The sequence below is a fragment of the Larkinella arboricola genome, assembly GCF_003259745.1.
GTDB lineage: Bacteria > Bacteroidota > Bacteroidia > Cytophagales > Spirosomataceae > Larkinella > Larkinella arboricola.
Map to the genome: position 1 here is coordinate 650124 of NZ_QLMC01000005.1, position 25260 is coordinate 675383.

At 54.1% G+C, this 25260-nt stretch carries 19 protein-coding genes; 13 read left to right on the forward strand and 6 right to left on the reverse strand.

Going from position 1 to position 25260, the window contains the following annotated elements:
- Positions 1-346 precede the first annotated feature (346 nt).
- From LX87_RS21940 to LX87_RS21970, 7 genes are all read left to right on the forward strand, one after another.
- Positions 347-757 carry a hypothetical protein gene (locus tag LX87_RS21940; protein WP_146624529.1) on the forward strand — a complete coding sequence of 137 codons (411 nt, stop codon included), beginning with the start codon at positions 347-349 and terminating at the stop codon, positions 755-757.
- Positions 758-974: 217 nt separating this feature from the next.
- Positions 975-4163 (forward strand): efflux RND transporter permease subunit, encoded by a 3189-nt coding sequence (locus tag LX87_RS21945; protein WP_111630402.1) that lies wholly within the window; start codon positions 975-977, stop codon positions 4161-4163.
- 164 nt (positions 4164-4327) lie between these two features.
- Positions 4328-4729, forward strand: coding sequence for a T9SS type A sorting domain-containing protein (locus LX87_RS21950; RefSeq protein WP_146624530.1), 402 nt, complete (start codon positions 4328-4330; stop codon positions 4727-4729).
- Positions 4730-4959: 230 nt separating this feature from the next.
- A complete protein-coding gene (locus LX87_RS21955; protein ID WP_111630404.1) occupies positions 4960-6918 on the forward strand; it encodes a hybrid sensor histidine kinase/response regulator transcription factor in 1959 nt (652 codons plus the stop codon).
- 55 nt (positions 6919-6973) lie between these two features.
- A complete protein-coding gene (locus tag LX87_RS21960) occupies positions 6974-7900 on the forward strand; it encodes a sugar phosphate isomerase/epimerase family protein (protein ID WP_229310764.1) in 927 nt (308 codons plus the stop codon).
- A 56-nt stretch (positions 7901-7956) separates the two neighbouring features.
- Positions 7957-8865 (forward strand): DMT family transporter, encoded by a 909-nt coding sequence (locus LX87_RS21965; RefSeq protein ID WP_111630405.1) that lies wholly within the window; start codon positions 7957-7959, stop codon positions 8863-8865.
- Positions 8866-8959: 94 nt separating this feature from the next.
- Entirely contained in the window at positions 8960-9886 is a 927-nt protein-coding gene (locus LX87_RS21970; RefSeq protein ID WP_111630406.1) for a sugar phosphate isomerase/epimerase family protein, read from the forward strand.
- 98 nt (positions 9887-9984) lie between these two features.
- Here the strand turns inward: LX87_RS21970 and LX87_RS21975 are convergent, their stop codons facing one another.
- Positions 9985-11691, reverse strand: a complete 1707-nt coding sequence (locus LX87_RS21975) for an IlvD/Edd family dehydratase (protein ID WP_111630407.1) — start codon at positions 11689-11691, stop codon at positions 9985-9987.
- 177 nt (positions 11692-11868) lie between these two features.
- On the opposite strand from LX87_RS21975, the gene LX87_RS21980 reads away from it, so the two are divergent.
- Positions 11869-12270 carry a response regulator gene (locus tag LX87_RS21980; RefSeq protein ID WP_111630408.1) on the forward strand — a complete coding sequence of 134 codons (402 nt, stop codon included), beginning with the start codon at positions 11869-11871 and terminating at the stop codon, positions 12268-12270.
- Positions 12271-12281: 11 nt separating this feature from the next.
- Positions 12282-14702 (forward strand): PAS domain-containing sensor histidine kinase, encoded by a 2421-nt coding sequence (locus LX87_RS21985; protein WP_111630409.1) that lies wholly within the window; start codon positions 12282-12284, stop codon positions 14700-14702.
- Between the two features lie 78 nt (positions 14703-14780).
- Here the strand turns inward: LX87_RS21985 and LX87_RS21990 are convergent, their stop codons facing one another.
- Complete coding sequence (locus LX87_RS21990) at positions 14781-15926, reverse strand: TlpA disulfide reductase family protein (RefSeq protein ID WP_111630410.1); 1146 nt, start codon at positions 15924-15926, stop codon at positions 14781-14783.
- 244 nt (positions 15927-16170) lie between these two features.
- Here LX87_RS21990 and LX87_RS21995 point away from each other — a divergent pair, with 244 nt between their 5' ends.
- From LX87_RS21995 to LX87_RS22005, 3 genes are all read left to right on the forward strand, one after another.
- Positions 16171-17643, forward strand: a complete 1473-nt coding sequence (locus LX87_RS21995) for a M48 family metalloprotease (protein ID WP_111630411.1) — start codon at positions 16171-16173, stop codon at positions 17641-17643.
- Positions 17644-17724: 81 nt separating this feature from the next.
- A complete protein-coding gene (locus LX87_RS22000) occupies positions 17725-19917 on the forward strand; it encodes an alpha-galactosidase (RefSeq protein ID WP_111630412.1) in 2193 nt (730 codons plus the stop codon).
- A gap of 74 nt (positions 19918-19991) precedes the next feature.
- A complete protein-coding gene (locus tag LX87_RS22005; RefSeq protein WP_111630413.1) occupies positions 19992-21059 on the forward strand; it encodes an NADH:flavin oxidoreductase/NADH oxidase in 1068 nt (355 codons plus the stop codon).
- Positions 21060-21116: 57 nt separating this feature from the next.
- On the opposite strand, the gene LX87_RS22010 is transcribed toward LX87_RS22005, so the two are convergent.
- From LX87_RS22010 to LX87_RS22020, 3 genes are read right to left on the reverse strand one after another with little or no spacing between them, the layout of a single operon-like run.
- Positions 21117-21602, reverse strand: coding sequence for a VOC family protein (locus LX87_RS22010; RefSeq protein ID WP_111630414.1), 486 nt, complete (start codon positions 21600-21602; stop codon positions 21117-21119).
- Between the two features lie 17 nt (positions 21603-21619).
- Positions 21620-22153, reverse strand: coding sequence for a DinB family protein (locus LX87_RS22015; RefSeq protein ID WP_111630415.1), 534 nt, complete (start codon positions 22151-22153; stop codon positions 21620-21622).
- Between the two features lie 41 nt (positions 22154-22194).
- Entirely contained in the window at positions 22195-23892 is a 1698-nt protein-coding gene (locus LX87_RS22020; RefSeq protein ID WP_111630416.1) for a DNA polymerase/3'-5' exonuclease PolX, read from the reverse strand.
- A gap of 140 nt (positions 23893-24032) precedes the next feature.
- Between LX87_RS22020 and LX87_RS22025 the strand changes: the two genes are divergently transcribed.
- Positions 24033-24317 (forward strand): 2TM domain-containing protein, encoded by a 285-nt coding sequence (locus LX87_RS22025; protein ID WP_111630417.1) that lies wholly within the window; start codon positions 24033-24035, stop codon positions 24315-24317.
- An 87-nt stretch (positions 24318-24404) separates the two neighbouring features.
- On the opposite strand, the gene LX87_RS22030 is transcribed toward LX87_RS22025, so the two are convergent.
- The gene (locus LX87_RS22030; protein ID WP_111630418.1) at positions 24405-25199 is read right to left on the reverse strand and encodes a thymidylate synthase; all 795 of its coding nucleotides are present in this window, start codon (positions 25197-25199) and stop codon (positions 24405-24407) included.
- Positions 25200-25260 lie beyond the last annotated feature (61 nt).

A 25260-nucleotide genomic window follows, 5' to 3' on the forward strand; every position in this document is an offset into this window, starting at 1 on the left:
TTCAGGACGGCCAGTCTTTTACAATATTATCCATTTGTAATACGATCTTTCAGATTGTTCCCTGATTGAAAACAACTCGATTTGTCCGGTCCTTTAAATGGGAGGGGAAGGGGGACAAAACGACCGGCGGTACGGCAATCAAAATAGGTCCGGTAAACCGTATACACCGATGCGACCGTCCGTTTGGCTAAAACCGGGACGAGCTGCGTAAGGCTAAAGATTTATGAGTTGGGTAAAGGAAATAATAAATAGAAGATAACGAATAAGTTTGGCTTCGTACGCCCTAACGGAGTGGGCTTTTGAAATGGCGGTTTATATTTGTAAGTCATACCGCTACCGTCTGAGGTTGATACGAGAAAAACAGACATACAATGCCTTTATTCGACGGCTGGTTTGCCTGCTGATGAGCCTTCATGTGCTCAACCTCAGTATTGATAGCCCCGATCAGTACGGCTCAACGCTCCAACGGCTTAATCGGGTGGAAGACCTGTCTGTCAACGACATCGAAAGCTATACGGAGTTTTTTCTGGAAGTTTGTTTTGGGATCGACAATGCTATTCCTGAGCACGATGAACCCGACGACGACTCGGATCTGCTGAAGCTCAAACAGGATTATTTCTTCTTTTCCAACGCTTTTATGTTTTCTCCCGCGTTACCATTGGTGCATCGGGAGCTCGCCAGATTTTCGCATGGCCAAACCGCCCGTGCCCCGATGCACGTGCTGGATATTCCTTCTCCACCCCCTCAATTCGTTTGAAAATAGCGTAGGCAACGAGGCTACCGGTCAACCAAACGAAATCCGCGTTTGATTAGCCCGGTATGTTCGACTGTGCTCCAATCGTCGGGTTTTTCTGATATGCCCGAACGATCGACATTCCTTTTTGCCATTCATCCAAATGGCTCTGCTGGATTTATACGAAAGCGGAGCCCGCTGGTCTTCAATTGATTCATAGGCTTATTCAAACGAATTTTCAATGTTTACAATATTCATTCGGCGCCCGCTGCTGGCGTCGGTTATTTCTGTATTGATTACGCTACTGGGGCTACTGGCGCTGAACGGCCTGCCCGTTACGCAGTTTCCTGATATTGTTCCTCCTTCCGTTACGGTTACGGCAACGTATACCGGCGCCAACGCCGAAGTGTGTACCAAAGCCGTGGCTACACCCCTGGAACGGGCCATCAACGGGGTGCCGGGCATGACGTACATGAACACGGTATCGAGCAACGACGGAACCACCCTGATTCAGGTTTTCTTCAACGTGGGCACCGACCCGGATATGGCCGCCATGAACGTGCAGAACCGCGTTACCTCGGTGCTGGACGAACTGCCCGCCGAAGTGATCAAGGCCGGGGTAATTACCGAAAAGGAGGTAAATAGTATGTTGCTGTACCTCAACCTCTATAGTACGGACCCCGATATGGACGAGAAGTTTATCTACAACTTCGCCGATATCAACATCCTGGCCGAACTCAAGCGGATTGAGGGGGTGGGCTTTGCCGACATCATGGGCGCCCGCGAGTATTCGATGCGGGTGTGGCTCAAACCCGACCGCATGACCGCGTACAACATCTCGGCCGAGGAAATTGTCGAAGCCATCCAGAAGCAGAACGTCGAAGCGGCACCTGGAAAAGCGGGCGAAAGTGCCGACCGCAAACCGCAGGTGCTCCAGTATGTAATGCGGTATACCGGTAAGTTTAACGAACCGCAGCAGTACGAAAACCTGGTGTTACGGGCCGATCCGGACGGCTCAATGCTGCGCCTGAAGGATGTGGCCGAAATTGAATTTGGTTCGGCTGACTACAGTGTTACGTCAAAGACCGACGGGCGTCCTGGTGCTTCGATCATGCTGAAACAGCGTCCCGGTTCCAACGCCCGCGAGATCATCAACAATGTCAAAAAACGCATGGCTGAGATTAAGGAACGGTCGTTTCCGGCGGGAATGGACTACAACTTCGCTTACGATGTATCCCGGTTTCTGGATGCGTCCATTCACGAGGTGGTGCGGACGTTGCTGGAAGCCTTTGTGCTGGTGTTTCTGGTTGTTTTTCTGTTTTTGCAGGACTGGCGGTCTACGCTGATCTGCGCACTGGTGGTGCCGGTGGCCCTGATCGGAACGTTTGCCTTCATGAGTCTGATCGGTTTTTCGATTAACCTGCTGACCCTGTTCGCGCTGGTGCTGGCCATCGGTATTGTGGTCGATGATGGAATTGTGGTGGTGGAAGCCGTCCACGCCAAAATGACCGAAGAGCATCTGCCGCCCGTCGAAGCCACGACGGTTGCCATGAAAGAGATCAGCAGCGCCCTGATTGCCATTACGCTGGTGATGTCGGCGGTGTTTGTGCCCGTGGCGTTTCTGTCGGGGCCGGTCGGGATTTTTTACCGGCAGTTTTCGCTGACGCTGGCCGTTGCCATTCTGATCTCCGGCGTAAACGCCCTGACGCTGACCCCGGCCTTGTGTGCGATGCTATTGCAACCGGCCCACGCTCATGCTTCGTCGGGACCATTGGGCCGATTTTTTGCCGCTTTCAACCGCGGATTCGACGCAATGACGGGGCGTTATCAGCGGTTATTGCGAAAAGTAGCCCGCCGGGGGGCCGTAACCATTGTTCTCCTGCTGGTATTTGGGTTGGGCACTTGGGGCATTAGTTCGGTGTTGCCCAGCGGCTTTATTCCCACCGAAGACCAGGGAATGATCTACGCAAACGTAACGACGCCACCGGGTGCCACAGTGCAGCGAACGGAAGATGTATTGGATAAGATTCAGAAGATTGCTGCCGGAATTGAGAGTGTCGAGAACGTTTCCACGCTGTCGGGCTTCAGCCTGATGACGGATGGAGCTGGTGCTTCCTACGGCATGGGTATGATCAACCTCAGAGACTGGAAAGACCGCAAGCAGTCTGTCGATGATGTGATTGCCCAACTGGAAGCTAAAACGCGGCACATTCAGGACGCCAGCATTCAGTTTTTTTCACCCCCGACGGTGCCGGGCTTCGGAAATTCAAGCGGGTTTGAACTCCGAATGCTGGACCGAACCGGTACGGGCGATTTGCAGAAGACTAAAAAAGTGGCCGATGATTTTATTGCTGCCCTGAAAAAACGGCCCGAAATCAGCGATGCTTTCACCAGTTTTAACCCGGATTATCCGCAATACATGCTGCATGTTGATCAGGACAAGGCTGCCCAGAAAGGCGTTTCCATCGAAAATGCGATGAACACGCTACAAACACTGATGGGCAGTTTGTACGCTACCAACTTTATCCGCTTCGGGCAGATGTACCGTGTTTTTGTGCAGGCTGCGCCGGAATACCGGGCTAAACCGGAGGACGTGCTTTCGCTGTACGTGAAAAATGAGGAGGGCGAAATGGTGCCTTACTCCAACTTCGTCAGTCTGGAACGGGTGTACGGACCCGAGCAGTTGATGCGGTACAATATGTATACGTCGGCACTCGTTAACGGCGATGCCGCCAAGGGCTTTAGTAGCGGGGATGCCTTGCGGGCGGTCGACGAAGTGGCCCGGCAGACCTTGCCCAACGGCTTTTCGTACGAGTGGTCGGGTATGTCGCGGGAGGAAGTCCTGTCGGGCGATCAGGCGGTCTATATTTTTATGGTCTGTCTGGTGTTTGTGTATCTGCTGCTGGCTGCCCAGTATGAAAGTCTGTTTTTGCCGCTGCCGGTACTCCTGTCGCTGCCCGCCGGAATTTTCGGTTCGTTTCTGGCGCTGCAACTGGCGGGGCTGCAAAACAATATCTACGCCCAGGTGGCGCTGGTTATGCTGATTGGTTTGTTGGGGAAGAATGCCATCCTGATCGTCGAGTTTGCCAACCAGCGGCAACAGGAGGGCATTTCTATCGTGAAGGCCGCCATCGAAGGGGCCGTAGCCCGTCTACGACCCATCCTGATGACCTCGCTGGCTTTTGTAGCCGGTTTGATTCCGCTTTGCATTGCTTCCGGCGCCGGGGCGTTAGGAAACCGCTCGATCGGGACGGCTGCCGCCGGTGGGATGCTGGTGGGTACCATCTTTGGGTTGGTGCTGGTACCCGGTCTCTATGTGCTCTTTGCTACGCTGGCCCAGAAATTTCAGGGCAGAAAGATTAAGGTTAACGACGATCTGATTCTGAGTGCATTGGCCAAACGAAGCCGGTCCAGCGAAGCGAATAATTAACCGATTTCTTCGGATTGAGAAATGATAAAGCCCGGTTTTGCAAGCCGGGCTTTATCATTTCTCAAAAGTAACAGGAGTTGACCCATTTGTGACAGGGTTTGGGCGGTGTTGTGCCGACCTTTGATTCAACAAAACAGCACAACAACATCAAAACAACATACGCCATGAAAGCCTTATTCAACACCCTGCTCGTCGCCCTGACCGTTGCCTTCACCAGTTTTACTGCCGCCCAGGCCGAAAACCACAAACCCATCGGTCAGCCTAAAAAAGTGGCCGCTTTCCAGAGCGGTATGTATACCACCCAGGAAGGTAAGTTACAGGTCGCCGTTAATAAAGAAACCGGGAGCGCCGTGATGGTCCGACTGGTTAACCAGGCCGGCAAAGAAGTCTTCGCTCAATCAATCGGCAAACGTCAGCAGGCCGTCCGTCTGCGGTTGGATGTGAGCAATCTGCCGGATGGAATTTATCAAGTGGAGATCACCAACGGCGTGGAGACAACCACCCAGGAACTGAAGCTGGATACCCGGAAACCAACCGCCGTTCAACGACTCGTTGCCGTGAACTAGGGGCCGAAAAAGACTATTTCCATACCGTAAAGAAAGACCGGTCCGTCCCGACCGGTCTTTCTCGTTTAGATTTAAATGGGTTCGGCGGTTGAGATCAGCAAACCTTTTGTATTTTGCTCCTTCGTTGCCGCCCGCTAACCCGCTGCTTCGGCAGGATGGGAGACGGTTCTGAAGGCTTCGTTTACCAACGCTGACCTGCCGCAACGACCGACCCTTACGCTGATTGATCAATGAAAACCAAAATACTCCTGGTTGACGATGAAGCCGATCTGGAAATCCTTTTTCGGCAGCGCTTTCGTCAGGCAATTCATGCAGGCACCTACGAGTTTGTTTTTGCCCATGACGGCCAGCAGGCGCTGCAAGTGCTGGAAGAGCAGCCCGACATTGATCTGGTGCTGACGGACATCAACATGCCCGGCATGGACGGCCTGACCCTGCTGGAACAACTGCCCCAGGTGAATGCCGTGGCCCCCGCGGTGGTGTTGACCGCGTACAGCGACATGACCAACATCCGGAGTGCCATGAACCGGGGGGCCTTCGACTTCCTGACCAAACCCATCCACTTCGACGATTTGCAGACCACCATCGAGAAAGGCCGTCGGCACGTTCAGCAACTCCGCGAAAGCCAGCAGGCAAAGGCCGCCGACGCGATGAAAACGCGGTTTTTTACCAACATCATTCACGAATTACGCGTCCCGCTGTCGCTGATTATTTCGCCGGTCGATAAGCTGCTGGAAACCGAAGAATTGCCCGATCACCTGCAACAACCTCTGGTAACCGTCCGCCGGAATACCCGGCAGGTCCTGCAAATGATTAATCAGTTGCTGGCCATCAATCAGCTCGAATCCGATCAGATGGAGGTGGTGGAACAGGTGGGAGATTTGCCGGGGTTCGTCGGGCAACTGGTCGATTTGTTTCGCCCTTCTACCGACCTCAAGGACCTGACGCTACGCTACGAAACGGATTTTCCCACCGGAAGCTACTGTTTCGATGCGGGCAAATGGGAAACCATTCTCTTCAACCTGCTGACCAACGCCATCCGGTTTACCTCGGTGGGGGGGATTACGGTTTCACTGCACCAAACCCCGACGGGTGCCCGTTTAACCGTGCGGGATACCGGAATTGGCATCAGCGCCCACAAACTCCCACACGTGTTTGACCAATATTACCAGGGTGATAACCAGCGCATTCGCTCCAACGACACCACGGGTATCAGTCTGGCGCTGGTGCGGGAACTGGCCTTGCGGCTGGGCGGAAGTGTGCAGGTCGAGAGCCAGATTGAAGAAGGGGCTTCCGGAACCGTGTTTGTGCTCGAATTGCCGGTGCAGCGGACCACTAGCGAAACCATCAGCCAGTCGGTGGAAGGTCCGTCGGTGTTGGTTGATCTGCCCGCGCGGGCCGGTGAATCAGGCGCTAAACTGCCGTCCGAATCCGCCGAGTCGGTGCCGCTGATTCTAGTGGTCGAAGATAATCCCGAACTGCGGGATTTTATGGTGACCGAACTGGCCATAACGTACCGGGTGCGGTCGGCGGCCAACGGCTACGAAGGCTGGGTGATCGCCAAGGAAGAACTGCCGTCCATCGTAATTACTGACCTGATGATGCCCCGCTTAGACGGTCATGGCCTGATTGAGCGCCTGAAGGCCGATCCGGCCACCGACCACATCGCCATCATGCTGCTTTCGGCGAGTGCCGAGGAGACGCACCGGCTGCGGGGTCTGAGTCTGGGCGCGAATGATTACCTGAACAAGCCCTTCCACCTGGGCGAACTGCGGCTGCGGCTGCGGAACCTCCTGAGTCATCAGCAGCGGCTGCGGGAACACTACCGCCAGCAGTTGGCCCAACCGGACAGCGCCAGTCCGTTGCAGAGCGTTGGGGATGAATTTTTGCGCAAACTCTATACGCTGATTGAGCAACACCTGGATGACTCGACGCTGAGTGTGGAATGGCTGGCCGAGGAATTGGCCATGAGCCGCAAGGCGCTGTACCTGAAAGTGCAGAACCTGACGCACCTGTCGCCCGTAGAGTTGATTCGGCAATACCGTCTGCGGAAAGCCATTGACTTGCTGCGGCTGGGGCATAGTGCCGCCGAAACGGCTTATATGGTGGGTTTTGAAAGCCCGTCGTACTTTACCAAAGTTTTTCGGGAGTTTTACCATCAAACGCCAACGTCCTACCGCAAGGGATAGAGCGGTTGGCATTAGTACGGAAGCATAGTACCTGAACCAATAAATCCTTAACCCCATGAAATACCCAAAAAAATCTTTCTGGATACGAGTCGCCGTATGCTTCCTGACGTTCTGGATGCTGACAGGCGCCAACGGGTTCGCCCAGCAGAAAAAGAAAACCGGCGGTAAAGCGGCAGATCGGTCAAAAACCACAGTCGGCGGTTCGGCAGATCCTAAAAACTGGAAACTGGGCGTGGCCCTGTACACGTTTAATCAATTTACCTTTCCGGAGCAGTTAGCCAAAGCGGATAGCGCCGGTTTAAAATTTGTGGAAGGCTATACCTTCGGTAAGGCCGGAGCGGCACTGAAGGATTCGCTGATCATGAATCTGTCGTCGGCCGGTATTGAAAAGCTGCGGCAACAGGTCAGCGACAGGGGGCTGTTGATGGAGTCGGTGTATCTGGTGGGTGGCAAAACCGTCGATAAATGGGTTCGTGAATTTGAACTCGCTAAAAAACTAAACGTAAAATACGTCACGGCCGAACCTCCGGTGGACCTTTGGGATAGCGTGGATAGTCTGGCCGGTGCGTATGGCGTAAAAGTTGCCCTGCATAACCACTGGAAAGGAACGAGCGCCTACTGGCACCCGGATTCGGTGCTGGCAGCCCTGAAAAATCACCCCAATTTCAGGGTTTGTGCCGATATTGGTCACTGGCCCAAGAGCGGTATTGATCCGGTGGAAGGATTGAAAAAACTGGAAGGGTACCTGATTGCGCTGCATTTGAAAGACATTGCCGCCTACAACGACCCGAAGCTCAAAGACGTGCCGGTGGGAACGGGTGTCATCAATTTTCCGGACGTGTTCAAGGAGTTGAAGCGGCAGAATTTTAACGGCCATATCATCATCGAGCGCGATACCCAGGATAAGCCCAGCAACCTGCCGGTTGTTATTCAGACCGTCAGATATTACAACGATCAACTGGGGCTAACGCCGGTCCGCTAACGCCGGTCGCTTATTGGTCCTTTGCCGAAAGCCAACTTCCTATTCATTTCCAAACCATGCTTTTTCTGTGCCTGAGCATACTGCTTTCGGTGGTTTTGCTGCTCAACTTTCGCTTATTTCCGCGCTACCAGGTCAATACGTTTCAGGCGATTGTGTTCAACTACCCGGTTTGCTTCCTGACTGGTTTTCTGCTGTTGCCGCGTAATCAGCCATTCGCCATTGATTTTTTCCAAACCTGGACGTGGCTGGCGCTGGGCCTCGGAGTCGGTTTTATCATCACGTTTATCCTGTCGGGAATCTCGACGCAGCGGATGGGCATTACAGCTACCTCACTGGCCAACAACATGTCGCTGGTGGTGCCGGTTTGCTTCAGCCTTTTCGTGTTTCAGGCCGGTGGTAAAACCTTCAACGCACTGAATTACATGGGGCTGGTGCTGGCCGTGGTGGCCGTTGGGCTGAGTACGTTCCGGAAAGAAGAAGGCCAGACCGTCCGGGCGCTGGGCTGGAATACGCTGCTGCCGGTGGGCGTTTTTCTGATGTACGGAGCCACCAATACCATGATTAATTACATGAACATCCACTACATTTCGTCGGACGACAAAACCTTGCAGGTGACGCTGACGATGGTATTGGGGGCAATTGCTGCCGGGCTGGCGATGCTGGCATTTCGGGCTATTCAGGGAAAAGAAGAACTTAAACGGCAGAATCTGGTGGGCGCTATCACGCTCGGGGTGCCCAATTTCCTCAGTTTTTATACGCTGATTCTGGCCCTGTCGCAGTTTGGCGGCAACGGGGCGTTTGTGTACCCACTTTACAACATCGGCGTCATTCTGGTCGCGGCTTTATCGGCCACGGTATTTTTTAAGGAAAAACTACTGGCCGTCAACCAGATTGGTCTGGCGCTGGCGGTATTGGCCATCGGGCTGATTTCGTGGCAGGAACTGGCGCAGTGGATAACGAGATAGCATCGTCTTCTTTTGTCTCCAATCTCACTTCTCTTGTCGGATTTCCCGAGAATTCTGTATTTTTCGCTTTTTAACGATTATTCCAAAACCTTGCATGAACCGTCGTCAGACTCTTGCTGCCTTAGCCGCCACGACTGGCGGAGCCGTTTTATCCCCATCGGCTCATTCAGCCGCTTCCTTCGTGAAAGACCCTCCGCCATTTGCATATGCCTTAAATGTAAGCACGATCCGGGGCCAGAACCTCGGTTTTGTGAAGGAACTGGAAGTGGCTTCCAAAGCCGGTTTTCGGCATGTTGAAATCTGGATGAACTCCTTTCAGGATTACCTGAAAACCCATACGACGGCCGATGTCCGCAAACTGCTGGGCGATCTGGGTCTGCAAGTCGAAAATGCCATCGGGTTTGCTCAGTGGATTGTGGACGACGAAACGACCCGCACGAAAGGTGTTGACCAACTCAAACAGGAAATGGAATTGCTGGCCGAAATTGGCTGCAAACGCACGGCTGCCCCGCCGATGGGCGCGACGCAGCAACCCGGTCTGGACCTGCGCAAAGCCGCCGAACGCTACCGGACCATTCTGGAGCTGGGTGATAAAACCGGTGTTGTCCCCCAACTCGAACTCTGGGGTGGCTCCAAAAACATGAATAAACTCAGTGAGGTGATGTTTGTGGCCATCGAAAGCGGTCATCCGTCGGCGCGGCTGTTGCTGGATATTTATCACCTCTACAAAGGCGGTTCCAGCCCGGCGAGTCTGCCGCTAGTGGGCAAACCCGGCATCGAGGTATTTCACCTGAACGATTACCCGACCAACCCGCCCCGCGAAACCATCGGGGATGCCGACCGTGTGTATCCCGGCGACGGCATTGGACCTGTCCGCGAAACGCTCAGGCAGATCAAAACGCCCGGCAAAACCATTGTTCTCTCGCTGGAACTGTTCAATAAAAGCTACTACGCCCAGGACGCGCTGGCAGTGGCCAAAACCGGTCTGGCGAAAATGAAGAAAGTGGCCGAGGGGGCGTAATTGGTTATAAATCAGAGTTAATCAGAGAGAATTAGAGTTGATCAGAGAACACCCTGATAACCTCTGATGTTCTCCGATTAACTCTGATTTACAGTCCATCAGTGCGAATCCCGTTTTACAACCGGGCCGGAACTGCCTTGCAAAAAGTCGAAGTCGGCGCCCTCGTGGGCCTGGAGGACGTGTCGGATGTACATTTTGGTATACCCCCGCTCGTAGCCGAGATCAATCGGTCTGAAATGCGCCAGCCGCCGGGCCAGTTCTTCTTCATCGACGTGGAGGTGCAGAAGCCGTTTCTCTACGTCCAGCGTAATCATATCACCGTTCTGCACCAGCGCCAGATTGCCGCCCACAGCCGCTTCCGGCGAAACATGCAGCACCACCGTCCCGAAACCTGTGCCGCTCATCCGCCCGTCCGAAATCCGGACCATGTCGTGAACGCCCTGCGCCAGCACCTTGGCCGGGAGTTGCATATTACCCACTTCGGGCATACCGGGGTAGCCTTTCGGACCCACGTTTTTCAAGACCAGCACACACGACGGATCAACGTCCAGATCGGGGTCGTCGACGCGCTTTTTGTAATCGTCGATGTTCTCGAAAACCACCGCCCGACCCGTGTGTTGCATCAATTCGGGAGAGGCCGCCGAGGGTTTCAGCACCGCGCCGTTGGGGCACAGATTCCCGCGCAGCACGGCAATTCCCGACTCGGGCTTGAACGGTTGGCTGACCGACGCAATCACGTCAGGATTATAGCACTCGGCGTTGGCGCAGTTCTCGCCCAGCGTTCGCCCGTTGATGGTCATGGCGTCGTTGTGCAGGAATTGTTTCAGTTCCCTGATGATGGCGGGCAGGCCACCGGCGTAGAATAAATCTTCCACAAAATGTTCACCGGATGGCTGCAAATTGGCCAGCAACGGTATTTTAGCCGACAGATTATCAAAATCGTCCAGCGACAACTCTACGCCCATCCGTCCGGCAATGGCCGTCAGGTGAAGGATGAAATTGGTTGAACCGCCCAGGGCGGCATTGACCATAATGGCATTTTCGAACGCCTGCCGGGTCAGAATCTGCGAAGGCCGGATGTTTTGCCGGGCGATCTCCACGGCCCGCATTCCGGCCAGGTGGGCCAGCACTTTCCGGCGTGAATCGGCTGCCGGAATGGTGGCATTGTCGGGCAGAGCCAGCCCCAGCGACTCGGCCATAGCCGCCATCGTGGAAGCCGTTCCCATCACGGCGCAGTGCCCTTGGCTGCGGGCCATGCAGGCTTCAGCGGCCACAAATTCTTCCTGCGACATTTCGCCTTTTTTGTTCGCTTCGGCAAACCGCCACAGGTCCGAGGTGCCGATGTTACGGCCTTTGTATTTTCCGGCCAGCATCGGGCCGCCCGACACCACCAGCGTAGGCAGATCGACGCTGCACGCACCCATCATCAGCGAGGGGGTGGTTTTGTCGCACCCGCAGAGCAGAACTACGGCGTCCATTGAGTTGCCCCGGATGGATTCTTCCACGTCCATACTGGCCAGATTGCGGAACAGCATGGTGGTCGGTTTCATCTGGCACTCGCCCAGCGACATCACCGGAAATTCGAGCGGGAAACCGCCCGCTTCCCAGACGCCCCGCTTGACGGCTTCGGCCAGATCGCGGAAGTGGGCGTTGCAGGGCGTTAATTCGGAAAAGGTATTACAGATGCCGATAACCGGCTTACTTTCAAATAAATGATGGGGAAAACCCTGGTTTTTCATCCAGGCCCGGTAAATAAAACCGTCTTTGCCTGTGCGGCCAAACCATTCCTGCGATCGAAGGTGCATTTTTAATGTAAAAAGATTAGTGAGTAAAGGAACAACGCGTTGTGTAAACCAGAAATTTACGGTTTTCGGCGTTCAGGACGGTAAGTTAGAAAGTTTTTGGCAAATGAAAACGGTTGGTTAATTCATCAATTATGTTTAATATCTTCGCAAAGAATACCCACCTTCCATCTCATACGCATGAACGAACCCGTTACTTGTTTTTTGATTGATGACGATGAAGACGATCAGGAGCTTTTTACGTTAGCCCTCAAAAAAGTTGACCCCAGCCTGACGTGTGTGGTCGCTGATGATTGCGGGGAAGCGTTGAAGAAACTGCGTCAGGAGGAAAACTTTTGGCCCCAATATATTTTTCTGGACCTGAACATGCCCCGGATGCACGGAAAGCAGTGTTTGATTGAGCTGAAAAAAATCGCCCGCATCAAGCACATTCCGATCATCATTTATTCCACGTCTTCGGAGCCGAAAGATATTCAGGAAACGAAAGCGCTGGGCGCTGCGGATTTTCTTACCAAGCCCCCGCTGATTTCCACCCTGACGGCCCGACTGGCTAACCTGTTGCTGAATCGACCCATGGCTTGAGTGTGCTTCTCATGGAAACAAATACGCTGCAACCTACATACCGATTCCTGGCCAGAGGTGGTCAAATGGGACAGTTGATCCGGACGCTCGACTGGTCCAAGAATCCGTTAGGCCCAATTGAAAGCTGGCCGCAGAGTCTGCGCACCACCCTAAGCATCCTGCTTCATTCCAGATTTCCCATGTTTTTATTCTGGGGGCCGGAACTGATCTGTTTCTACAATGATGCCTACCGGCCCAGTCTGGGCAACAGCGGTAAACACCCAACGGCTTTGGGGCAACCGGGGGAGTTAATCTGGCCTGAAATCTGGGCTGATATAAAACCGCTGATCGACCGGGTGATGGCTGGCGGAGAAGCCAGTTGGAACGAAGATCAATTGCTGCCGATTTACCGCAATGGCCAGATAGAAGATGTTTACTGGACCTATAGTTATAGCCCGGTGCACGATGAATCGGGGGGCGTGGGCGGGGTATTTGTGACCTGTACGGAAACCACGGAAAAGGTTATTACCCTGAAAACCATTGCCGAAAGCAAAGATCAGTTAGCCTTTGCCATCGAAGCCGCCGAACTTGGAACCTGGGACATGGACCCGGAAACCGACCGTTTTACGGGCAATGACCGGTTGAAGTCGTGGTTTGGTCTGGCTCCCGAAGCAGAAATTGATCTGCCGCTGGCACTGGCCCTGATTGCCGACAAAGACCGCCAACGGGTAAGGGATGCCATTCAAACCGCTTTGCAGCCGTCTTCGGGTGGAAATTACGATGTCGAATACACCATCATCAATCCCGTCGATGGTCGGGAGCGCCGGGTGAAAGCCAAAGGAAAAGCTTTTTTTGACGAAGCCGGCAAGGCGTATCGCTTCAACGGTACCCTACAGGACTATACCGACGAATACCGGGCCAGCGCAGAACAGCAAAAATTGCTGACCCTGGTTGAAAACAGCGTTGATCTGATGTCGGTGCTGGGCCTGGACGGTCGGAATACTTACATCAACAAAGCCGGGAAGCAACTGCTGGGAATCGACGACGATCAGGATGTGACCCGGATTCCGATTGCGGACTTACATACGCCGGAACAAATGGATTTTGTTCGTACGCAGGTCATCCCGACGGTGATGACCACCGGGCGCTGGTCGGGGCAGTTTGCCGCCAGGCACCTGAAAACGGGCGAAATCATTCCACTGTATAACAACTGCCTGCGAATCGACGATCCGGTTACGGGGCAACCGCTGGCTATTGGCGCCGTCATGCGGGATCTACGACCCGAAATGGCCGCGCAAAAGGCGCTGGAAGAAAGTCGCGAACAGTTTCGGCTGCTGGCCGATCTGATGCCGCAATTCGTCTGGACCGCTCTGCCGTCGGGTATTCTGAATTATTTCAACCAGTCGGTTTACAATTTCTCCGGGTTATCGGCCGAAGAGGTTCAACGTCATAGCTGGCTCCGGCTGGTGCATCCCGACGAACGGCAGGCCACCGTCGATGCCTGGATGAACAGCATAAAAACCGGCGACGGGTTTGTTTTTCAGCATCGTTTCCGGCGGCATGATGGCGAATACCGCTGGCAGTTGAGCCGGGCCGTACCGATAAAAAACGGCGAAGGCGGTATTCAGTGGTGGATTGGAACCAGTACCGACATCGACGATCAGAAAAAAATGGCCGACGAACTGGAGCGAATGGTTCAGCAACGCACCCTCGAACTGCACAGCAGCAATCAGGAACTGATCAAAACCAACCATGAGCTTGAGCAGTTTGCCTACATCGCCAGCCACGACCTACAGGAGCCGCTGCGTAAGATTCAGTCGTTTTCGGAACTGCTTCACCTCAACCTGACGGACCGCGAAATGTCGGGGCAGTACCTGAACAAAATCAGCACGTCGGCCCAGCGCATGGGGGAGCTGATCAAATCAGTGCTGAACTATTCCCGTTTGTCGAACACGGTCGAACGCTTCGTCGAAACCGATCTGAACCACATTCTGGCGGGGGTGGAGTCGGATTTTGAGCTTCTGATTGAACAAAAAGGGGCTGTTATCCGGCGCACGGAACTGCCGGTTATCGAAGGCATCCCGATGCACCTGAGCCAACTGTTTTCAAATCTGGTCGGAAATTCGCTGAAATTTTCCGGCAACGAGCCGGTGATCGAGATTTCTTCCCGGCTTCTGTCGCCCGTCGAAGCCGCGCAAATCCAGGAGTTGAGGACCGATATACCGTATGTTCACATCCAGGTGAAGGACAACGGTATTGGCTTTGAGCAGGAATACGCCGAGCGGGTTTTTACGATCTTCCAACGGTTAAACCACACGAAGTCCTACAGCGGTACGGGGATTGGCCTGGCGCTCTGCCGAAAGATTGTTGAGAATCATTCCGGGAAAATCAGGGCCGAGAGTGAACTGGGTAAAGGAGCCACGTTCCATATTTACCTGCCCATGAAACGATAACGGATGGGCAGCGGCTGCGGTTTACAGTTCCAGAGAAACCGTCCGCATCCGCCCACCGTAAACCGTATTCCATCAAAATTATTGAAGCAATTCGCTGATTTTCTTGCTTAGTTCGGCACCCCGCAGGTTGCGGGCGATGATCTTACCCGTGGGATCGAGCAGGAAATTGGCCGGAACGCTGTTGATGCCGTACTGCTGGGCTACGTCATTTTTCCAGCCTTTCAGATCGCTGACGTGCGCCCAGGTGAGCCGGTCTTTCCGGATTGCGTTGAGCCAGTTTTGCCGGTTGTTGTCGAGCGATACCGAGAAAATGGTGAAGTTCTTGTCTTTGAACGTTTTGAAGGTTTGCACCAGATTCGGGTTTTCTTCCCGGCAGGGGCCACACCAGCTTGCCCAGAAATCAACCAGCACGTACTTGCCTTTGAAAGACGACAGCTTCACGACGTTGCCCAGCGTATCGGTTTGCGCAAAATCGGGGGCCATTTTGCCCACGTTCAGCCGGTTCATGAGGTCAATCTGCTGCCGGAAAAACTGGGCCTGCGACGACTTGCCAATCGGCATCGTTTCCAGTCGGGTAAGCATACTGTCGGCACCAGCCAGATCGTTCATGCTGATCAGAACGCCCAGCACGTTGACACTGGCCGCGCTGTTGGGGTGGGCCGCAATAAAGTTTTTAAACCGGACCTGATCCTGCCTGACGGCTTCTTCGCGCTCTTTGAGGGCCGCCTGCATGGTGGCTGCGTCATTAGTGGCCCGGGCGTTGCCGTATTTGAGTTCGGCCCGCTTATAGCGGTTGGCAATGGCAGTATCCATCATCATTTTTTCCAGACTTTGCCGCAGGTTCTCTTCTTTCGAGCCGGTTATTCGGATGGCCCAGAGCGAGTCGGCGTTGCCCCGGATCGTGATGGGGGAGTTTTCCAGGTAGAAATACTGACGACCGGGTTTGCCCTCTACACTCAGACCATAAAACGCCACTTCGTCCAGCTTACCCTTAAACGTAAACTGCCCTTTGGCGTTGGCTGTAGCGGTATCGGCGTGTTGTTTGGTTTTGTAAAAGGAATTTTCGGTCAGAATGATCTTCCTGTTCGCGGCATTTTTCAGCGTACCGGAAACCGTATACCCACCCGCCAGGGATTGTCCCGCTGTTTTTTTTACGGCTTTGGATTGGGAATATCCCGGAGTCGCCAGCAGAAGCAGGAGAGGAGTTAAGAAGAAAAGTTTCATACGTGAGCGGTTTTAAGCACAATTAGGCCAAATTGCGGACGAAATGCATGACAATGTACGTACAAAGATAGGTCCAATTGACGTTTAATCAGCCAAAAATTAGCGTAGGTGCGTTTTACGAGGCAAACAAAACCGGGTAGCTCAATAGTTCATTAGGCGTAGACGCTGCGCTTTTTGTTAATGGCCCGGGCGCAGGGAAAGCGAAATAGTAGAAAAATACCGTAAAACCATCTCACACAAAACCATGAATCAGAGAAAATCCACATTGTACCGTATGCTTTTTCTGAGCGTGATGCTCGGTATGTCGGCCTGCTCCCGAAACCCGGTAACGGGGAAGCGCGAGCTATCGCTGATGTCAACGGAACAGGAAATCGCCATTGGTAAAGAATCCCATCCGTCGGTTGTAGCCAGCATGGGCCTGTACGACGACAAAAAGCTGAACGATTTTATCAACCAGAAGGGCAAGGCGATGGCTAAAGTTTCGCACCGCCCCGACCTGCCTTATCAATTTTATATTGTGGATTCGCCGGTCGTGAATGCCTTCGCGGTGCCGGGCGGGTACGTTTATTTCACGCGGGGCATTATGGCCCACTTCAACAACGAAGCGGAGTTTGCCGGGGTGCTGGGGCACGAGATCGGGCACATTACCGCCCGGCATTCGGCGCGGCAGCAAACCGGCCAGTTGCTCGGCACCATCGGCATGATCGGCGGGGCCATTCTGGTGCCGCAATTGGGCCAGAACCTGGATGCACTTCAGCAGGGCTTGCAGGTTTTTATGCTTAAATACAGCCGCGATCACGAGTCGGAATCGGATAAAATCGGCGTGGAATATTCGAGCAAGATCGGGTACGACGCCCGCCAGATGGCCAACTTTTTCAGTACCATCAAACGCATTTCCGATAACGCCGGTCAGCAGGTTCCCGACTTTCTGTCTACTCACCCGGACCCCGCCAACCGCAATACGAAGGTCAACCAGATGGCAACCGCCTATCAGCAACAGAACAAAGGCAATTATCAGGTGGAACGGGATCGGTACCTGCGGATGATTGACGGCATTCTGTACGGCGAAGACCCCCGGCAGGGATTCGTTGAGAAGGATATGTTTTACCACCCGGAACTGCGGTTTCAGTTTCCGGTGCCCAAAGGCTGGCAGCACCAGAATTCACCCGCGCAGTTTCAGATGACCGCCAAAGACGGCAAGTCGGCCATGATTCTGATGCTGGCAAAAGGCAACAGCCTCGACGAAGCCGCCAAAACACTGGCGCAGGAACTGAGCCTGAACGTACTCGAAAGCCAGCGAACAACCATCAATGGCAATCCGGCTTACGTGATGGTTTCGCGGCAGCAGACCCAACAGCAACAGGGGCAGCAGCAGCAGAACCCGCAAACGGCGCTCCAGATCGGAACGTGGTTAATTCAGTACAACAACGCTATTTACGCCCTGCACGGTCTGGCGGCAGCCAACGACTTTGAGGGCGCTTACCGCTCGTTTCGCCCCGTGGCCGAAAACTTCCGGGCGCTCACCGATCCGGAGAAAATCAACCGCAAACCGGAGCGCGTGCAGGTGAAACCGGTTCCCCGCGATGGAACCTTTAAAGAGGTGATGACCGCCCTGGGAATGCCTGCCAACCGACTGGAAGAACTGGGTGTGCTCAACAGCATGAAGTCCGACGACCGGGTAACACGGGGGTCGCTGATCAAAATTATTAGTCGATAGGATTGGAAACGGTTCATCGGGTTTGGCGAAAACGGGCGAAATACCGTATTTTCACCCCTTCACCCTGATTTCCTTGACCCGATGAACCTTAAAGGCTGGCTGCTGCTCGGTAGCTTTCTATCCTCGCCCTGTTGGGCTCAACTTCAATCGTTGCCCACTTACCAACCCGCGGTTTTCAACGGCGACTGGCTGATTAACCCTGTTTCCCAGAAAGCGGTTGTTTCCCAGACCAATCAGGGAAAGGAACTGGTGCTGTCGAACGGTTTGGTTATTCGTCGGTTTCGCGTCAGCCCGAATCTGGCCACGGTCGATTACCGGAATCTGACCACCAACGAACAGTTTATCCGGTCGGTCAAGCCGGAAGCCATTGTGGTACTGAACGGTAAGAAATTCCGGGTTGGCGGTTTGGACGGACAGAAAGAACACGCTTATCTGAAGGAGGAGTGGCTGGACGGATTTAAGGCCAACCCTGCTGATTTTCAGTATAAAAGTTTTCGAGTTTCGGCCTTGAAACCCAATCTGAGCGGGCAATCCCGAACCTGGACGATGAACCCCAACCCGCCCACCGGTCAGGAGTTGCAACTGACGTTTGCGGCCAGTCAGCCGGAGTTGCAGGGCGTGGAGGTGGTGGTTCATTACGCACTCTACGACCGCATTCCGACGCTATGCAAATGGGTGACCATCGAAAATAAAAGCGGTAAATCGTTGCACATCAATCAGGTGGTGAATGAAATACTGGCGACACCGGAGGAGGAGTCGGCGGTGGTGGGCAAACCCGACCAGATGAAGAAACCGCAGCGGATTTACATAGAAAATAACTTTGCGTTTAACAACGCCATGCGGTATGATCTGTCGGATCAGGCCACGCACTGGAAAACCGATTCGCTCTACACCTCGCAGGTGAATTACAATTTCGAAACCCCCTGCCTACTGGAAGTGTATCCGACGCAGGGCATTGGCATTGATCTGGAACCGAACCAGACCTACACCTCCATCCGCAGCTACGAACTGTTGCTGGATTCGTACGACCGGGAGCGCAACGGCCTGGCCCGGCGGCAGTTTTACCGAACCGTGGCACCCTGGACCACCCAGAATCCGATCTTTATGCACCTGGTCAGCACCGACCCGGCGGTGGTCCGGAATGTCATTGACCAATGCGCCGAAACGGGGTACGAAATGGTTATTCTGAGCTTTGGCAGTGGGCTGAACATGGAAGACGTTAGTGATGCGAACATCCGGAAGTTTAAGGAGCTGGCCGATTACGCCCATTCCAAAAAGATTCTGCTCGGCGGTTATTCGCTGTTCAGCAGCCGCCGGATCGACGACGAAACCGACGTAATTGACCCCAAAACCGGGCTGCCCAACAAGGGGGCTTTTTTCGGCCACGCGCCCTGTCTGGCCAGTGCGTGGGGCATTTCGTACCTGAATAAACTAAAGAAATTTATCACCGAAACCGGTTTTGATCTGCTCGAACACGACGGGCCGTATCCGGGCGATGTCTGTGCATCGACAAAGCATCCCGGCCACAAGGGACTTGACGACTCGCAGTGGGTGCAGATGGAGATGCAGAAAGGATTATACCGGTTTCTGAACGAAAAAGGCGTGTACATCAACGCGCCCGACTGGTATTTTCTGGACGGAACGCATAAAATTGCGGTTGGCTACCGGGAGGTCAACTTCTCGCTGTCGCGCGAGCAGCAGAAAATTCTGAACCGGCAGAACATTTACGACGGCACCTGGGAGAAAACCCCGTCGATGGGCTGGGGCTTTGTGCCGCTGACCAAATACCAGGGCGGTGGCCCCGAAGCCGTGCTGGAACCGCTCAGCGAGCACCTCGGCGATTACGAGCAACTGATGATGCAGTATTACGGTGCGGGCGTTCAGGCTTGTTACCGTGGCCCCCGGCTCTACGATACCGAAGAGACGAAGCAGACCGTCAAAAAAGTCATCAACTGGTATAAGCAGTACCGTTCGATTCTGAACTCCGATATTATCCACCTTCGGCGGGCCGACGGTCGGGATTGGGACGGTATCATGCACGTGAATCCAGCCTTAAAAGAAAAAGGGCTGGTGATGCTCTACAATCCGCTCAAAACCACCATTACCCGAACCATCAAACTGCCGCTGTACTACACCGGTCTGCGCCAAACCGCGTCTGTTCGGGTAGGCGAGGGCAAGCCGCGTGCGTACGCACTGAACCGAAATAATGAAGCCGAAATGACGGTTGAACTGGCACCGGAAAGTTACCAGTGGCTCGTTGTTGAAGGGAAATAAAGCTAATCCTTCAGCCGGTTTCTGAACTCCTCGCTGGGGTAGGTGGTTACGCAAGTGACCTTACTATACAACGTATGCCTGATTTATTTAGTCCGATAACCATCCGCAGTATTGAGTTTAAGAACCGTATTGTGGTGTCGCCCATGTGCCAGTATTCCAGCGTAGACGGTTTTGCCAACGACTGGCACCTGGTTCATCTGGGCAGCCGGGCCGTGGGTGGAGCGGGCCTGATCATTACCGAAGCCACGGCGGTTTCGCCCGAAGGCCGGATTTCGCCCGATGACCTGGGCATCTGGAAAGACGAGCATATGGTCAACCTGAAACGCATCACGGCTTTTCTGGAAGCCCACGGAGCCGTGCCGGGTATGCAGCTCGCCCATGCCGGTCGGAAAGCGAGTCACCACCGGCCCTGGGACGGCGGAAAGGCCATTGCCCCGGATGCCGAACGCGGCTGGCAAACCGTAGCGCCCAGCCCTATACCGTTTATTCCTGCCGAATCAACACCGCTGGAACTGGATGCGGACGGTATTGAAAAAGTCCTTGCCGATTTTGTTGCCGCCACCCGCCGGGCGCTGGAATGCGGATTTAAAGTAATTGAACTCCATGCCGCCCACGGTTATTTGCTCCACGAATTTTTGTCGCCCATCAGCAACCATCGGACGGATCAATACGGCGGGTCGTTCGAAAACCGTATTCGTTTTTTGCTCGAATTGCTCGAACGCGTGCAAACCGTCTGGCCGAAAGAATATCCCCTGTTCGTCCGGATTTCGGCGACGGACTGGACCGAAGGCGGCTGGACGGCGGAGGATGCCGTGGCTTTGTCGGCAATCTTGAAAGAGAAGGGCGTTGATGTGATCGACTGCTCGACGGGGGGCAACGTGGCCGGGGCCAAAATTCCGCTCGGACCCGGTTATCAGGTGCAGTTTGCCGAGAAGGTCAAAAAAGAAACCGGTATTCTGACCGGCGCCGTCGGCCTGATCACCACGGCAGAACAAGCCAACGAGATCATCACCAGCGGTCGGGCCGACTTTATTTTGCTGGCCCGCGAGTTTCTGCGTGACCCGTATTTTCCGATGCATGCCGCCCAGGAATTGGGGGCAGAAATTAAATGGCCGTCGCAATACGAAAGAGCCAAACGATAAAAACCACGTCAGGGGCCTTGCAATTTGCAAGGCCCCTGACGTATGAAGTCTAAACCGTTACGCCGATAACCGCAACAGGGCTTCCAGATCCAGCGGATGCGTATACATTTCAATAGAACCGTCGGGCTTTTGCGGCCATTCCTCCCGCGGACGGTCCCAGTACAGTTCAACGCCGTTCTGGTCGGGGTCATTAAGGTAAATCGCTTCCGAAACACCGTGATCCGATGCCCCCGTGATGGGGTATTTGGCTTCGACCAGCCGCCGGAAAGCCACCGATAAATCCTGGCGGGTTGGGTACAGGATGGCGGTATGAAACAGTCCGGCGCTGCGAGCGGGCGCCGGAGGGGCGTTCTTGCTATACCAGGTATTCAGGCCGATGTGGTGGTGATACCCCCCGGCGGAGATGAAGGCCGCATCTTTGCCGTAGGTCGTAATGAGGGTAAAACCCAGCAGATCGCAGTAAAATGCCAGCGAGCGTTCCAGATCGGCTACTTTCAGGTGAACGTGTCCGATGCGGGTATTATCCGGAATGGTGTACGTCATGGTGGTTGGAGGTTGGTTTACTTTTTATCCAGTCTTGGATACGTGAGCAACACCCGAACCGTGACAAAAAGTTGCCCCACGTGCCGTTGCGTATGCTCGGCGGCATGAAAAAGCAGCCCTAGAACCGTAGAAGGCAGTTGCGCCCGACCAATGCCCCGGAAGTCTGTCAGGGTCTGTTCGTCGGTGACCGCCAGTTGCTGGAGGGCCCGGTCTACCTGCGCATGAAACCGGTTCAGCAGCTCCTCAACCGGGCGTTCGGATTCAAACGATTTTCCTTCCGAAGCCAGCCAGTGGCGTTGTGGCTCCGATAAATTTTCTCCTTTGGCATACGTAAAGAGCCGATCCAGAACACCGGTCAGATGTTGTAAATGAAAGCCGACCGAGGCTACGCCCGCCGGTTTTTGCCAGAGGTAATTAGTCGGAAAATCGTGCATTAGGGATTCGACTTCCTCGCGGGCCTGCAAAAGAGCGTGCGCAACGGGCTGAAGCAGGGGAGGAACACCGGGGACAGGCCCGCGCTGCCAGACTTCCGGTTTCTGAGCGGTTGACATCGTGTGAAATACGTCTAGCTTTTTAAGGGTTGTTCAATCGTTTAAATCCGTTGCCTGCGGCTCTGGAGGTAGGTTTCCATTTCTTTCAATGTCAGGGCATTAAACGTCATGTTTTTGGTTAACCCACCTTTGCGAGCCACCCCAACGCCGTAGTGCATATCGTGAAAACCAGCCATTTCGTGCGCGTCCGGGTTGATGCTGAGCATAACGCCCTTGCTAACGGCATACTGAATCCACCGCCAGTCGATATCGAGCCGCCAGGGGCTGGCGTTAATTTCAATCACCACCCCACGTTCGGCGCAGGCATCAATGACGGCTTTGTAGTCAATCGGATACCCCGCCCGCGCCAGCAGAAGCCGTCCGGTTGGATGGCCTAGAATGGTGGTGTACGGATTTTGAATGGCGCTGATGAGCCGCGCGGTGGCTTTTTCGCTGGTCATCGACAGATTGGAATGGACCGAAGCTACCACGTAGTCGAAGGAAGCCAGGATTTCGTCGTCGTAATCCAGCGAACCGTCGCCCAGGATGTCGGATTCGATGCCTTTTAGAATGCGGAACGAGCCCCCGAACTGTTCGTTCAGCCGGTCAATTTCCTCGTGCTGCTGCCTGATGCGGTACGGTTCCAGACCGTGGGCGTAGGAGGCCGTCTGCGAGTGGTCGGCAATTCCAAAATACTGGAAACCTAAATCACGGCAGTAGGTTGCCATTTGTTCGAGCGAATGTTTGCCGTCGGAATACGTACTGTGGTTATGCAGAATACCCCGCAGGGCGTCCCAGGTAACCAGATCATTGGGATTGTGGTTTTGCGACCAGACAAACTCGTGATTGCCTTCCCGCATTTCCGGCACGACATACGGCAGGCCCGCCCGCTGGTAGACGGCTTCTTCGGCTTCGGCGGGAAACGCCATGCTGGTCTGGAGCAGCGTCCAGCCCGTAGAGCCGGTAGTCGCCAGGTGTTTTTCAGCCGCCGAATGAATAAATAACTGGCTTTCAAACTGCCCAGGAGCCGCCGTGACGATTTCCAGCATTACCTCATAGCCGCTGGCCTGACCGCGCCAGACGAACGGGGTTGATTCAATCACGTTCTGTTCGAGATAGGAAAGCGAATTCAGAAACGCAAAGGCGGCAACGGGATTGGCGGTACTGACCACAAACTGCACGGTTTCGACCTCTTCGGCTTTCTGCCGGACCTGCCCGGTAATTTCGACGCGGCTGAATTCCTTCTCAAACACGTCCAGTAGCATATTGGCCAGCGCTTCGGCTTTGTCCATGCGGAGTTTGCCGGTCTGGTTTTCCAGAAAAACCAGGGAATCCAGAATGGCCTGCTGTGTTTTTTCGCCGAAGCCTTTGATCTTGGCGATTTCGCCACTTTCGCAGGCCAGCCGCAAATCCCGAATCGTATCGATGCCCAGCTCCCGCCAGAGCATCCGGATCTTTTTAGCGCCGATGCCCTTGATTCGGAACATTTGCAGAACGCCTTCGGGCGTCTGGGCCAGCAGGTCGTCCAGGTCCTGAAGTCGGCCGGTTTCGACGATCTGAAGCACTTTTCCGGCAACGGCTTTGCCTACGCCCGGCAGTTTGATTAGTTCGGGAAAGGATAATTTGGTGAGGTCCTCACTGGTTTTGTCAAGGTTAAAGGCGGCTGTCTGAAATGATTTGATCTTGAAGGCATCTCCGTCGTGGAGTTCCATCAGTTTCGCGGTCAGTTCCAGTATATCGATGATTTCGGTGTTGGACATGGGTTGGGATGTAGTGTTTTATTGACCAAAAAACAATCAGCATAGTTTGTTGGGCCGCTGTAAAAGAAAGTTAAGTGAATGTATTGATTATGTCTTGAATCTCACTAACTTAATTCTCCCAACAATCGTTTAACCCGTACATGGACATACGTGACCCCCATCTTTGGAAGCAGGCCAAAGCTCGTGCCGGCTTCAAAATGCATCTGCGGACCTATCTGTTTGTCAATGGTGTTCTCTGGCTGATCTGGCTGGTTATTTCGCTGGTTTTTCAGGAAAAATGGGGTAACTACCCGTGGCCAATCTGGGCAACGCTGGGTTGGGGCATCGGCCTAATCTCACATTATTTCAGCGTCTACCACGGTTTCAATGAAAAGAGCCTGGCCGAACGCGAATACGAACGGCTGAAACGGACCCACGGGCTTTAATCCGTGAGAGCGAAAATCGGTTGATGGGCCAACCCTCTCACGGACCAGAGCCTGCGAGGCCCGACCTACGCGGTTCGACCGGGTACGTCAGACGGCCACCGGTGCTTTGATGGCCGGATAGGGGTCGTAGTTTTCCAGTTTGAAATCCTCGTATTTAAAATCAAAAATTGACTTCACATCCGGGTTGAGCCGCATGGTGGGCAGCGCACGCGGTTCGCGGGACAGTTGCAGGTTAACCTGATCGAGGTGATTCAGGTACAGGTGCGTGTCGCCACCCGTCCAGATAAACTCGTGGGGTTCGTAACCGCATTCCTGCGCGATCATCATCGTCAGCAGCGCGTACGAAGCAATGTTGAACGGAACGCCCAGAAACACGTCGGCGCTGCGCTGGTACAATTGGCAGGACAGACGGTTTTCGGCTACGTAGAACTGAAACAGCGCGTGGCAGGGCGGCAGGGCCATGTTGGGAACATCTGCCGGATTCCAGGCCGAAACAATCATCCGGCGCGAGTCCGGGCGGTATTTCAACTGCTTCAGAACATCCTGCAACTGGTCGATGACCTGTCCGTTCGGACCTTCCCAGCTACGCCATTGCTTCCCGTACACCGGTCCGAGTTCACCGTTCTCATCGGCCCACTCATCCCAGATTCGAACGCCGTGTTCGCTCAGGTACCGGATGTTGGTGTCGCCCTTGATAAACCACAGCAATTCATGGATGACCGACTTGAGGTGTATTTTTTTCGTTGTAACGAGGGGGAAGCCTTCCTGTAAATCAAACCGCATCTGATAGCCGAAAACACTGATGGTGCCGGTTCCGGTGCGGTCGGTCTTTTGGGTGCCATTCGCCAGAATATGACGGAGCAAATCGTGGTAGTGTTTCATAACGCCAAAATAACAAAACGCTTTTAGACAAAAGACAAGAGAGGAAAGAAAAAAGACGCAC